Source organism: Paracoccus sp. 228 (assembly GCF_000967825.1).
Classification (GTDB): Bacteria; Pseudomonadota; Alphaproteobacteria; order Rhodobacterales; family Rhodobacteraceae; genus Paracoccus; species Paracoccus marcusii.
Window position 1 is genome coordinate 78,626 of record NZ_JYGY01000007.1, and the last position, 12,262, is coordinate 90,887.

At 60.5% G+C, this 12,262-nt stretch carries 12 protein-coding genes; 8 read left to right on the plus strand and 4 right to left on the minus strand.

Features of this window, described 5'->3' with window-relative positions; translation table 11 throughout:
• Window positions 1–5: 5 nt before the first annotated feature.
• Both SY26_RS20655 and SY26_RS18230 read right to left on the minus strand, forming a co-directional pair.
• Window positions 6–311 (minus strand): hypothetical protein, encoded by a 306-nt coding sequence (locus SY26_RS20655; protein ID WP_046001711.1) that lies wholly within the window; start codon window positions 309–311, stop codon window positions 6–8.
• Window positions 311–892: a recombinase family protein gene (locus SY26_RS18230; protein WP_046001712.1), complete on the minus strand. Its 582-nt coding sequence runs from the start codon at window positions 890–892 to the stop codon at window positions 311–313. The genes SY26_RS20655 and SY26_RS18230 overlap by 1 nt, the downstream gene beginning before the upstream one ends.
• 218 nt (window positions 893–1,110) lie before the next feature.
• On the opposite strand from SY26_RS18230, the gene SY26_RS18235 reads away from it, so the two are divergent.
• Window positions 1,111–1,353 carry an AbrB/MazE/SpoVT family DNA-binding domain-containing protein gene (locus SY26_RS18235; protein WP_046001713.1) on the plus strand — a complete coding sequence of 81 codons (243 nt, stop codon included), beginning with the start codon at window positions 1,111–1,113 and terminating at the stop codon, window positions 1,351–1,353.
• Entirely contained in the window at window positions 1,353–1,682 is a 330-nt protein-coding gene (gene mazF, locus SY26_RS18240) for an endoribonuclease MazF (protein ID WP_046001714.1), read from the plus strand. Before SY26_RS18235 ends, mazF begins: the two co-directional genes overlap by 1 nt.
• Before the next feature lie 485 nt (window positions 1,683–2,167).
• On the opposite strand, the gene SY26_RS18245 is transcribed toward mazF, so the two are convergent.
• Entirely contained in the window at window positions 2,168–3,439 is a 1,272-nt protein-coding gene (locus SY26_RS18245; protein WP_046001715.1) for an SLC13 family permease, read from the minus strand.
• A 298-nt stretch (window positions 3,440–3,737) separates the two neighbouring features.
• Complete coding sequence (locus tag SY26_RS18250) at window positions 3,738–4,652, minus strand: LysR family transcriptional regulator (RefSeq protein ID WP_046001716.1); 915 nt, start codon at window positions 4,650–4,652, stop codon at window positions 3,738–3,740.
• A 180-nt stretch (window positions 4,653–4,832) separates the two neighbouring features.
• Here SY26_RS18250 and SY26_RS18255 point away from each other — a divergent pair, with 180 nt between their 5' ends.
• The 6 genes from SY26_RS18255 to SY26_RS18280 all read left to right on the plus strand — a co-directional run bounded on the left by SY26_RS18255 (window position 4,833) and on the right by SY26_RS18280 (window position 12,064).
• Window positions 4,833–5,906 carry a tartrate dehydrogenase gene (locus tag SY26_RS18255; RefSeq protein ID WP_046001771.1) on the plus strand — a complete coding sequence of 358 codons (1,074 nt, stop codon included), beginning with the start codon at window positions 4,833–4,835 and terminating at the stop codon, window positions 5,904–5,906.
• Between the two features lie 8 nt (window positions 5,907–5,914).
• On the plus strand, window positions 5,915–7,171 hold the full coding sequence (locus tag SY26_RS18260; RefSeq protein WP_046001717.1) for a glycerate kinase: 1,257 nt from the start codon (window positions 5,915–5,917) through the stop codon (window positions 7,169–7,171).
• A gap of 17 nt (window positions 7,172–7,188) precedes the next feature.
• A complete protein-coding gene (gene pyk / locus SY26_RS18265) occupies window positions 7,189–8,601 on the plus strand; it encodes a pyruvate kinase (RefSeq protein WP_046001718.1) in 1,413 nt (470 codons plus the stop codon).
• Window positions 8,602–8,749: 148 nt separating this feature from the next.
• On the plus strand, window positions 8,750–10,120 hold the full coding sequence (locus SY26_RS18270) for an IS1182 family transposase (RefSeq protein WP_046001719.1): 1,371 nt from the start codon (window positions 8,750–8,752) through the stop codon (window positions 10,118–10,120).
• 320 nt (window positions 10,121–10,440) lie between these two features.
• On the plus strand, window positions 10,441–11,034 hold the full coding sequence (locus SY26_RS18275) for a DUF6088 family protein (RefSeq protein ID WP_046001720.1): 594 nt from the start codon (window positions 10,441–10,443) through the stop codon (window positions 11,032–11,034).
• Window positions 11,027–12,064, plus strand: a complete 1,038-nt coding sequence (locus SY26_RS18280; RefSeq protein ID WP_046001721.1) for a nucleotidyl transferase AbiEii/AbiGii toxin family protein — start codon at window positions 11,027–11,029, stop codon at window positions 12,062–12,064. Before SY26_RS18275 ends, SY26_RS18280 begins: the two co-directional genes overlap by 8 nt.
• The last annotated feature ends 198 nt before the right edge of the window (window positions 12,065–12,262 follow it).

Here is a 12,262-nt window from a genome sequence, read left to right on the forward strand (position 1 = left end):
CCTACTCACTCTTTAAGTTCGTCTCCGAGGCGACCGACAGGAAACATATCTTCACCGTAATGGTGCAGCTTGACGTGGTGGCTGCGGCAGAGCCACCGCACGTTTAACGGCTCATCGTATCGGTCGTGATGGGCATCAACCTTGGCAGCGCCGCAGACTTCGCAGCCCTGCTTTTCCAGTGCGCCAGACATGAGCGCCCGCTGAACCGCAAGATGCGCCTGGTACTTCGGCAGGTTGGTGAGGCGCCAGCTCGTCTGGCGGGTCTCGCTTTTGAGCGACGGTGGCCGTGGGGGCTTTGGATCATCCGCCATCACGCTGCCGCCGCCTGCCGGCCCAAGGTGCGATACACGGTCGGCCGCGAGATCGAAAACACCTCAGCCAGATCACTGATAGAATACTCCCCGGTGTCATACATGCGCCGCAGCTCCTGCTGCTGGCGATCCGACAGCTTCGGCTTCTTGCCGCGCAGCTTGCCCTTGGCGCGGGCCACGGCCATGCCCTCGCGTGTCCGCATCCGGATCAGGTCTGCCTCGAACTCGGCAAAGGTCGCCAGGATGTTGAAAAACAGCTTGCCCATGGCGTCGGCCGGATCATGGATAGCGCTGCCTAGCTGTAGCTTGATCCCGCGCGCGGCCAGCTTATCGGCAATGTCGCGGGCGTCAGGAACAGAGCGCGCCAAGCGGTCCAGCTTCGGCACGACCAGCGTGTCGCCCTCCCGCAAGGCTGCAAGCGCCTGATCGAGACCAGGGCGGGCGCGGTTCGTACCGGTAAAGCCGTGGTCGGTGTAGATGCGATCGGCTGCAACGCCGAAGCTTGCAAGGATGCCCTTCTGCGCAGCAAGGTCTTGTTTGTCGGTGGAACAGCGGGCGTAGCCGATCAAAATCTGTGTCATGGCCTAATCTGTAACAGTAGCCGCCCCTTCATTGCAAAAAATATCGGACCATTCATCTGAGATTTTGTTCCGCCAGCATTTGCTAGCCTTCAAGGGACCTGTTCAGAGCCAAGCTGGCCGTCCTCTCAACGATCCCCTTTCGGACACCAATGTAGATACGATGTTGCTACATACCCAGATGCAGAGTAGTATCTACACTGTATCTACAGGAGGTTCAGATGCGCGCAGTGGTCAAGAAATGGGGAAACAGTGCTTCGGTGCGCATACCGGCCTCGGTTATGGTTGCCGCTGGATTGCGACTGGATCAAGCCGTCGAGGTGCGGGAGGACAACGGACGTATTGTTATCGAGCCGATCGAGAGCGAGGACTATGATCTTGCGCAGTTGCTTGCGGCTATCACTCCCGAGAATACTCATGAAAACGTGGACTTTGGCATGCCCATTGGAAAGGAAGTGCTTTGATGGCGGAGTATGTGCCGGAGGCAGGTGAGATCGTCTGGTTGGAATTTTCACCCCAAGCCGGTCATGAGCAAGCCGGGCATCGTCCCGCTGTTGTGTTATCGCCGGCTGCGTACAATCGTATTGGCCTAATGTTGTGCTGCCCGCTAACCACGAAACGCAAAGGCTATCCCTTTGAGGTGCCGATAGACGACACACGGGACAGCGCGGTTCTGGCTGATCAGGTCAAGTCTCTGGACTGGCGTGCCCGAAAGGCCAAAGCCAAGGGGAAGATTTCAGCGGAGGAGCTGTCCGCTATACGCGGCAAGGCAAGAACTCTTATAGGCCGTTAAGTAAACGGGGGACTTGAAAAGGCAAGGCAGCCACTTCGGCATCGTCAAGAAAGACAACACAGACCCCGCAACTTGACGCTGATTTCTGCAACGGGTTTTCTGGCGCCCTATGGACCGCTGGCACTAGAGAATCAGATCGCAAGAAAACCGACCGTTTCCGTGACGTTGCTGTGACCTCCAGCGCTACTTGGCGCGACTTATCCAGCGCTAAATGACGCAGAGGTTTCGCCAAAACAGCGAAGCAGACCCTCGCGCGTGATGCAGCATATGACCCCTCTGAGCCCTTTGCTGCCGTTCGTGTTGATGCCAGCGAATGCCGATTCAGCAAAAGCACTATTGCCCATTTGTGTGATAAGTCCTGCGCTGCAGCTGACGCAAAGCAGACAGTGATAGCCACAGCCTCAGTTCCTCACCAACCTGGGCAATAGAAAACGGCCGCAGGAGTGCTTCTACGGCCGTTTTGGTGGGGTGGTGATCGATGCTTCCTACGGGAAGAACGGGAAGAGGATCGGCAGAAGGGTCATGCTGACGATGGTCGACACGAGGATCAGCGGCAAGCCCGCTTTGGCATAGTCTTTGAAGGTGTAGCCCCCTGGTCCAAGAACCATGACATTGGCAGGCATGCCGATAGGCGTGGCGTAGGCAAGCGAACCGCCAATGACGATGGCCATAAGAACCGCACGCGGGTCGGCCCCGATCGTGGTCGAGATCGACAGGCCGATTGGAACCAGCAGAGCGGTGGTGGCGGTGTTCGACATGAAGTTCGTCAATGCTACCGCGATCAGGAAGATCGTCAGCATGATGAGGAACATCGGCGTGTCAGGTCCGAGAAGCCCCAGGACCGCGTTGGCGACTGCTGTTCCCGCCCCTGTCGTCTCCATTGCAGTAGCCAGCGAAAGTATGCCTCCAAACAGGAAGATCGTCCGAGCGTCGATTGACTGGTATGCCTGCTTCTCAGTTATGACGCCGAACAAGATCAGGGCGATCGCGCCTATTGCGCCGGTCACGTGCAGGCGGATGCCGATCTGGCTTTCGAACACCATACCTACGACAGTGATGATGAGAACGGCCAAGGCCATGTTCTTTTTCCACTGTGGTATCTCGGGCTTAGAATGGCTGTCGGATGCCGTCGACAGGTCCTCGCCCTCCACCCTATGATCGGGAAGGAGCTTAAGGCCAATCGTGGCCATGAACAGAATCCCGGCCAGAAGCATCGGTAGCCCGATGTAGCCGTATTCGAAGAAGCCGAACCGAAGGCCCTGCGGCTCGAGGGCGGCTTGAGCGATGAGGTTGCCTGGTGCCCCGATAAGGCTCAGGTTGCCTCCCATGGCGGCCGCAAAGACAATGGGCAGCAACAGCTTCGAGCGAGCAAAGCCTGACCGTGCGGCAATGCCGATCACGACCGGGATCAGCACTGCTGCGGTTCCGGTGTTCGAAAGCAGACCCGACATCAGCCCGGTGATGAGCATGATCGCCACGACAAGCTGGCGCTCCGTTCGCGCGAACCTTGTGACAAGGCCGCCAATCTCGCGGGCCATTCCGGTCTGAAACAGCGCGCCGCCAATGATGAACATAGCCACGAAGAGGATGACGTTGCTGTTAACAAAGCCCTCGAAGGCTTCAGCGGGGGTGAGAACACCTGTGATCGCCAGAGCGACGCAGACGATCATCGCCGTCAACGCCAAGGGGATACGTTCCCAGATGAACATGACGATTGCGAAGGCAAGAAGCAGAAGAGTGATGGTTGTCGGACTCATGGTTTCCTCCCAAAATCGCAAGCGGTTCTTTGACCGCATGCGGATAGAGGCCACTGGAGCGGTGGCGCGAGCTGGTATCTCGTTGCTGGCAGACGATCAGCAGGCAGCGTCTGACGCGGCTACGCGTCCGGTGCGTCTTCAGATCATGCGTGCAGCGCCGTCAAAATGATCATGGAAATCCTCCTCCCAAGGCTCCCTGACAGCTTGTCCTGAAGAACAAGCCCTAGCTCCGCAGCATCCGGGGAGACCGGAAGAATTCCTACTTCAGTGAGATTATATAAATTTCTGCAACATTTGCTCAGGCGCTGCTTTCAATCTCCGCAAGGTTCTGCGCCAGCACCGCCAGAAACGCGTCGCGGCGTGGATCGCGCGCGCCTCGGGCCCAAGCTGCTGCAAGGACCAGCTTGTTGCGGGTGAATCCATCTGGGACGGATAACGGAACAAAGGCGACGCCGGATACCGCGATGCGAGACACCCACCGCGGAACGATGGCCAGACCCGCACCGGTTGCGACAAGGTTGACGATCGTGTGCTTCTCCTCAGCCACCTGGGCGATGCGCGCACCCAGGCCCGCATCAGTGAAAAGCTTGATTGTTAGGTCGTGCGAATGCGGCCTCGAACGTCGGTCCGGCACGATGAGCGGGGCATTGGAAAGATCCTGGATGGACAGCATCGACCGACCTGACAGCGGGTGGTCGTCTGGCAACGCGACGACGGCGCTTTCGTAAAACAGGGTCTGAAACTGGATCTTTGGATCGCGGATGTCCGGCGGTCGGCAAAAGGCAATGTCGATACTGCCACTCAAAATCTTTGGTAGCAGATGGATAGTCTTCTGCTCGATCAACTGGATTTCGATCTCGGGGTGATGAACGCGCATGAGTTGGATGAGCTGCGGCATCAATCCGTTCGCTGCACTGTCAATGGCACCGACCTTCAGCAGCGGGCTATCACTGCGCCGCATACCACGCAGCCGCTCCTCGAAACGATCGGCTTGGGCCACGAGCGCACGCGCATCCTCGAGAATGGCCTGTCCAGCTTCCGTCAGCGAAACGCTTCTTGTCGTGCGCAGGAAAAGCCGTGCCTCGAAACGATCCTCCAACAGCTTGATGTGGCGGCCGAGGGAGGCTGGCAGCATGTCGAGTGACTTGGCCGCTCTGCCGAAGTGCATCTCGTCGGCTGCTGCCAGAAAACATCGTAGCTGCAGAATATCCACGCCTCACCCTCATTGTTGCACGTCTTTATATAATTCAGTGAAAATTGCTTCGCAGTCCATGAGCTTTGTAACCTGCCCACAGTGGACGCTGCAGAGCGTCGCGAATGGGAGGACTGCACGATGATGGATGATCACTCCGGCGACGCATTCGGCGAACCGCAACCGAATGAGGACGAGACGATGAAAACCTACAAAATTGCCGCCATTCCGGCCGACGGCATCGGCCCCGAGGTCATCGCCGCCGGGCTTCAGGCCCTTGAAGTGCTGGCCCGTCGCGACGGGGGATTCACCTTTGACGTGACCGAGTTCGACTGGAGCTCAGAACGCTACAAGAAAACCGGTGCGCTGATGCCCGAGGATGGGCCTGAGCAGCTCAAGGCCTTCGACGCGATCTTTTTTGGCGCGGTCGGTGCGCCGGACGTGCCGGACCACATCACTCTTTGGGGGCTGCGCCTGCCGATCTGCCAGGGCTTCGACCAATACGCGAACGTCCGGCCCACCAAGATCCTGCCGGGCATTCAGTCGCCGCTAGCCAATGTCGGACCGGGCGATCTGGACTGGGTCATCGTGCGCGAAAATTCCGAGGGCGAGTATTCGGGCCATGGGGGTCGTGCCCATAAAGGTCTGCCCGAGGAGGTCGGCACCGAGGTCTCGATCTTCACCCGCGTCGGCGTCACGCGGATCATGCGCTACGCCTTCAAACTGGCGCAGTCCCGCCAGCGCAAGTTCCTGACGGTTGTCACCAAGTCGAACGCGCAGCGCTTCGGCATGGTCATGTGGGACGAGATCGCAGCGGAAGTATCCAAGGAGTTCCCGGATGTGACTTGGGACAAGATGCTGGTCGATGCGATGACCGTGCGGATGGTCAAGAACCCGAAAAGCCTCGACACCATCGTCGCCACGAACCTCCATGCCGACATCCTGTCGGACCTGGCTGGTGCGCTTGCTGGCTCGCTTGGCGTTGCGCCAACCGCCAATATCGACCCGGAGCGGCGCTACCCCTCGATGTTCGAGCCGATCCACGGCTCGGCCTTCGACATCACCGGCAAAGGGATCGCTAATCCGGTGGCGACCTTCTGGACCGCCGCCCAAATGCTGGAGCATCTTGGTGAGGCCAATGCCGCAACGCGCCTGATGCGCGCCGTCGAGAAGGTTTGCGCCGATGGTGTAATGACGCCGGATGTCGGCGGCAACGCCAATACCCAGCAGGTCACGGATGCCGTCTGCGACGCCATCCGCGGCGACAACATCTGAGGCCAAAGATGCGGGAGGAGGATGCTAAGGCTCTGCTGTTGCGGATGATGGACGCCGCGATCGCGGCGGCGGACCCAGCCACGGTCCTCCCCCGCCACCTGCCGGAGAAGCCGACTGGCCGGTGCATCGTGGTGGGGGCGGGAAAATCCGCCGCCGCCATGGCTCGTGCCGTGGAAAAGGCCTGGCCAGATGTCAATGTGTCGGGCGTCGTCGTGACGCGCTACGGTCATGCGGTGCCAACGGATCGGATCGTGGTGCGTGAGGCGGCGCATCCGGTTCCCGATCAGGCAGGAATGGATGCCGCCGCCGAAATCCTGCGAACTGTCCAGCAGGCAGGGCCGGAGGATCTGGTGCTGGCTCTGATCTCGGGAGGCGGATCAGCTCTCATGAGCCTCCCCGCAGCGCCTTTGACATTGGACGACAAGATCGCCGTCAACCGCCTGCTGCTGGCCTCTGGTCTTGCCATAGACGACATGAACCGCATCCGCAGGCGCTTGTCGCAGGTGAAAGGAGGTGGCCTTGCACGCGCGGCCACACCGGCGCGGCTCGTGACGCTGGCGATTTCGGATGTGCCCGGGGATGACCCGGCCGCCATCGCTTCGGGACCGACGGTGCCTGACCCGACCAGCGCAGAGGACCTGTCGCATCTGGTCCGCAAGCTCGGCCCGTCCCTGCCCGAAGCCGCACGCGCCATTCTGATGCGCGCGGCGGAGCCGCAGCCGGATTTCACGGTGGACTACCGCCTGATCGCGACACCCCAGATGTCGCTGGAGGCTGCGGCAGAAGTGGCCCAAAACGCTGGTGTCACCCCGGTGCTGCTTGGCGATGCCCTTGAGGGCGAAGCCGCACAAATGGGGACGGTGATGGCAGGGATCGTCCGGGCCATAGCAGCTCACAGCACGCCGGTAAGAGCCCCTGCCGTCCTGTTGTCTGGCGGTGAGGCGACTGTAACCATAGGCGAAACGCTGCCGGGTCGCGGTGGGCGGAACACCGAGTTCCTCCTGGCGCTGGCCCAAGCTCTGAAAGGCCACGCTGGTATCCATGCCCTCGCCGTCGACACCGACGGCATAGACGGAACGGAAGACGCGGCCGGCGCTATCATCTCGCCCCGAACACTCGATGAGGCCAGACGCAAAGGCCTCACAGCCCACGACTTCCTCGCAAGGCACGACAGCTACAGCTTCTTCGACGCGATCGGCGCGCTGCTGCGCAGCGGCCCGACCCTCACGAACGTCAACGACTTCAGAGCGATCCTCGTCGCCTGACCCACAAGGATGACCCCATGATCCGTAACAGACGCGCCAAGATCGTGGCGACCGTCGGTCCCGCCAGTGCCGCCCCGGCCATGCTGCGCCAGCTCTTCGAGGCCGGGGTCGACACGTTTCGCCTCAACTTCAGCCACGGCGAGCACCAGAGCCATGCGGAGGTCGTTACTGCGATCCGCGCGCTTGAAGGAGAGGTTGGCGTGCCCATCGGCATCCTCCAGGACCTGCAGGGCCCGAAGATCCGCCTTGGCCGGCTGAAAGATGGTCGGCAGTCGCTCTCCCGGGGGGAGAAAGTCAGTTTCCTGCCGGACGCCACCTCTGCAGGGGCGGGTCCGCTGCCGCTGCCCCATCCCGAGATATTTACGGCCATCCAGCCTGGCCACCGGCTGTTTATCGACGACGGACGGGTGCGCCTTCGTGTCCTCTCCGTCCGCCCCGACCAGATAGATGCAGAAGTGTTGGAAGGTGGGACCGTCAGCGACCGCAAGGGTGTCAATCTGCCGGACACGGTTCTTGATCTGCCGGTGCTGACGGCAAAGGACCGCGGCGACCTGGAGTTCGGTTTATCTCAGGGGGTAGATTGGGTCGCGCTGTCGTTCGTCCAGAAGGCTAGCGATCTGGACGAAATCACTCAGCTCGTGGACGGCCGGGCGGGACTAATCGCAAAGATCGAGAAGCCATCGGCTCTCAACGACATCGATGCGATTGTCCGCAAAGCCGATGCCGTGATGATTGCCCGGGGTGATCTCGGTGTCGAGATCCCGCCTGAGGACGTCCCCGCGCGGCAGAAGGAAATTATCGCGCTCTGCCGTCGCCACAGCCGCCCGGTCATTGTGGCCACCCAGATGCTCGAATCCATGACCTCCTCGCCCGCACCCACCCGGGCCGAAGCCTCGGACGTTGCTACCGCAATCTATGACGGAGCCGATGCGGTGATGCTGTCGGCTGAGAGCGCGACGGGGGCCTATCCGGTCGAGGCCGTGGCGGTCATGGACCGCATCCTGAACAGCACCGAGGCGCATTCGCTCTATACCAAGGCGGTCGAGGCGAGTCGCGATCAGCCGGCCACGTCGGCGGACGTTATCGCCGATCATGGTGCGATGCTCGGCATCTCGCTCGGTGCCTCGGCGATTGTAGCCTACTCGCTGACAGGAACCACCGCAGCGCGTGTCGCCGCGCGGCGTCCATCGCTGCCGTTGCTGGCCCTGACGCGTGATGCTGCAGTTTCGCGGCGGATGGCACTTCTCTGGGGTGCCAGGGCGGTGACTGAGGATAGCGTCGTCGACTATGAAAGCATGGTCGACATAGCCATCACGACCTGCCGGGACGAGCTGAAGATCAGGGCCGGCGGCCGTATCGTCGTGCTCTCCGGTGTGCCCTTCGGCCAATCCGGTAGCACGAACAATATCCGTGTCGCCACGCTTTCCTGAGCTCAGCCCAACCGAGTCGCCTTCATGACTGAAATTGCTATGATGCATGCACCGCGAGTGACCGCTTTGTCCCGGATTCTGTTGAAAAACACCGTTGCCTGATAGCTCTGACGCTGATTCACTTCTCTTAGGCAGGGAGGTGACGGCCATGATGGGACCTCGGCAAGTTTCACAAGGACAGCTGTTCTACGAGTTCTCGTTGGAGACCATGGTGCCCTCTGATCATCTCCTGCGGGCCATGGACCGGTTTGTCGATCTCTCTTGCGTGCGTTCACTGCTAGCGCCGACATACTCGTCGACGGGCAGACCGTCGGTTGATCCCGAACTGATGATCCGCATGCTTCTGGTCGGCTATTGCTACGGCATCCGCTCCGAGCGGCGGCTGTGCGAAGAGGTGGGACTGAACCTGGCCTATCGTTGGTTCTGTCGTCTCGATCTGACCGATGCAGTGCCTGATCATTCCACCTTCTCGAAGAACCGCCACGGCCGGTTTCGAGACTGCGATCTGCTGCGGCAGGTGTTCGAGGCCGTGCTGACGCGCTGCATCACCGAAGGCCTCGTTGGCGGTAGGCAGTTCGGGGCGGACGCTTCTCTGATCAAGGCCGACGCCAGCCGCTACAGCAAGGTCCGGGCCGAAGATTGGTCCGCGGGCGACACTGTCACCCGAGCCACACAAGAGTATCTGGACACTCTTGATGACACGGCATTCGGCTCCTCCACGTCAGTGCAGCCTAAAACGCTTTCGCCGACCGATCCCGCTGCCCGCTTCACAGGTGCAAACGGCGACAGGCCTTTCTTTGCCTACAGCACCAACTATCTCGTCGACCTGGAGCATGCGATCATCGTGGATGTGGAGGCAACAGCACCCATACGCCAGGCGGAGGTGGCGTGTGTTCGTGAGATGATCGTGCGCACCAAGGAGACATTTGGACTGCATCCCGACACGCTTGTCGCCGATACTGCATATGGAGCAGGCGACATGCTGGGCTGGCTGGTCGAGGAGCAGGAGATCGAGCCGCATATTCCCGTCTTCGACAAGACCGAACGCGGTGACGGTGCATTCCCGGCCACAGCCTTTGCTTTTGACCACGCGGCCAATGAATACACCTGCCCCGGCGGCAAGAAGCTGAAGAAATACTGGCGCGAGATGCGCAAGCCGCGATCCGGCATCTGCAAGGACGGCACAACCCGCTACTATGCCAGCAAGCATGACTGTTCCGTATGCCCCCTGAAGCCGCGATGCACCCCGGGCGCCGCCGTCCGCAAGATCGCTCGCCATCCGCACGAGGACGCGCGAGAGCATGCCCGCCAGCTGGCAAAAACCGATGCCTACGTCGCATCAAGCTATGCCAGGAAGAAGGTCGAGATGCTGTTTGCCCACCTGAAGCGGATCATACGCCTCGACCGTCTGCGACTACGCGGACCAAACGGCGCAAAGGACGAATTCCATCTGGCCGCGACCGTCCAGAACCTGCGGAAACTCGCCAAACTGATCCCGATGACGCCAAAGATCGCCTGAAGAGGCGCAGCGCTTTTGTTTACCAGAGCGACGAGCGATCAAACGGAGCGTGTTTTTCAACGGTATCTCCCGCATAGCGGACCATTGAAGCCTACAGGTTAAGGCATTTAGGCGCAGGAAGCTGCCCGATGGCAGCGCGGCAGAGCATCCGCAGCTCGCCTTGGAAGCGACTAATCGTGCGCCCCGCAACGATAGCACTTACCTGCCGCCCACCCAAACTGCATCCTAGAGTTCCTTAGAGACACTACTTGAATGTCAGAAAAAGATAGTATATTTTCTGACATATGAAAGCCCCGGCTGTATCTGTTCCTGATCGAGTGATGAGGCGTGTTCGCGCAAGCGGACGCGGCAGCGTCTTCACGCCCAGTGATTTCCTAGCCGTCGCCGCCCGCTCATCCATTGACCAGGCTCTCTCCCGGCTGGTAAAGGGAGGCCAGCTTCGTCGTCTCGCGCGCGGGCTATACGACTTCCCCAAGATGCATCCGAAGCTCGGAACACTCTCGCCAGCTCCCGATGACGTCGCCCATGCGCTTGCCCGGGAGACTGGCTCTCAGGTTCAAATTGCTGGTGCACGGGCAGCGAATGCGCTTGGTCTATCCACTCAGGTTCCGGCCCAAAGCACTTACCTGACCAATGGTCCGTCGCGGCGCGTTGTGCTGGGCAAGCGTGTCGTCGATCTTCGCCACGCCTCGCCCAAGCATCTCGTTGCGCCAGGAAGCGCAGCCGGCACTGTCGTTCAGGCCCTTCGCCATGTCGGCCCCGTGCGCGCGGCCGACGTCGCGCGCGTCGCTGCGCGGCAGCTGTCGGCCAACGACAAAAAGACGCTGGCTTCGAGTGCCGTTCAAGCACCCGCCTGGATGCGGCCGACGCTTGTCACGATCGCCAACGCAGCGACGGCCGATATCGGTGGATAAGGTCGCGCTGCTTCCCGCGGAAGACCGCGCTGCTCTTTTCGGGGAGACCAGCGCCGCCCGAGGCGTCGCCGACACGATCATCGAAAAGGACTTCTGGGTCTGCTGGAGTCTCAGGCGCTTGTTCGGCCTGCCCAAAGGAACAACGGCGTCTCTCGTCTTTAAGGGTGGTACATCGCTCTCCAAGGCATTCGGTGCGATACGCCGTTTCTCCGAGGATATCGATTTGTCGTTCGATCGTGCGGAACTAGGTTACAAGGGCGATCGCGATCCCGAGAAGGAGGGGATCAGCAAGAAGCAGGCAGCCCGGCTTATTAACGACCTGGTCAGCGACGTTGAGCGGCACGTTGCCGAGAAACTTCTCCCGGCGCTTCGCGCCGCGATCGTCGAACAGCTGGGTGAGCCAGCCAACGGCGAGTGGTCGCTGGAGATCGACCCCGGCGACGCCCAGACCGTCAACTTCCATTACCCGACGGCGCTTCCCGCTTCTGAATATAAGGGCATGGCCTACATCACCCCGCGCGTAAAACTCGAACTTGGCGCGCGCGGCGATCCCTGGCCGACCGAAGAGAAGGTCATCCGCCCATACGCGGCCGATGACTATCCCGAGTTCTTCGCAGAACCCGACACCAGCGTGACCGTTCTGTCAGCGCGGCGCACATTCTGGGAAAAGGCGACTGCGCTCCATGCAGAGGCACATCGCCCTGCAGAATCTCCGACAGCACAATATTTCTCGCGGCATTACTACGACCTCGCCATGCTCTTCGACACCGACGAGGGAAAAGCCGCCGTCGCCGATCTTGATCTGCTGGCGCAAGTGGCACAGCACAAAACGATCTTCTTCCGTTCGGGCTGGGCCAGCTACGAAACGGCTCGGCCAGGCACACTTCGGCTGATGCCTGACGAAGAGCGGGTCAAAGACTTGCGAGCCGATTATCGGGCGATGGCGCCGATGATGTTTGACCAGACACCGCCGTCATTCGACGACATACTTAAGAAAATTGCCGAGCTTCAAGAAACGATCGACAGCTAATTCAAGGCTGCCCGTGTGGGGGGGGGGAGAATATCAGTTCGATTCGATCCATAGACTTACGCCTCATTGATGACCTCGTTGACTTCGTCCGAGGCACCGGCTTCGTGCTGGGCTTAGCAGATGGAAGAGCAAAGCGCCGCCTGATGCACTGAAGGGCAAAGATGCCAGCTCATCCAGGATCGAAGATTAAACCAAGCT

Bases quoted from the DNA above. Each gene is read 5' to 3' on its own strand.
- SY26_RS18230 (WP_046001712.1), bottom strand. From the start codon at position 892: ATGACACAGATTTTGATCGGCTACGCCCGCTGTTCCACCGACAAACAA.
- mazF (WP_046001714.1), top strand. From the start codon at position 1,353: ATGGCGGAGTATGTGCCGGAGGCAGGTGAGATCGTCTGGTTGGAATTT.
- SY26_RS18275 (WP_046001720.1), top strand. From the start codon at position 10,441: ATGAGGCGTGTTCGCGCAAGCGGACGCGGCAGCGTCTTCACGCCCAGT.
- SY26_RS18270 (WP_046001719.1), top strand. From the start codon at position 8,750: ATGATGGGACCTCGGCAAGTTTCACAAGGACAGCTGTTCTACGAGTTC.
- pyk (WP_046001718.1), top strand. From the start codon at position 7,189: ATGATCCGTAACAGACGCGCCAAGATCGTGGCGACCGTCGGTCCCGCC.
- SY26_RS18260 (WP_046001717.1), top strand. From the start codon at position 5,915: ATGCGGGAGGAGGATGCTAAGGCTCTGCTGTTGCGGATGATGGACGCC.
- SY26_RS20655 (WP_046001711.1), bottom strand. From the start codon at position 311: ATGGCGGATGATCCAAAGCCCCCACGGCCACCGTCGCTCAAAAGCGAG.
- SY26_RS18255 (WP_046001771.1), top strand. From the start codon at position 4,833: ATGAAAACCTACAAAATTGCCGCCATTCCGGCCGACGGCATCGGCCCC.
- SY26_RS18245 (WP_046001715.1), bottom strand. From the start codon at position 3,439: ATGAGTCCGACAACCATCACTCTTCTGCTTCTTGCCTTCGCAATCGTC.
- SY26_RS18235 (WP_046001713.1), top strand. From the start codon at position 1,111: ATGCGCGCAGTGGTCAAGAAATGGGGAAACAGTGCTTCGGTGCGCATA.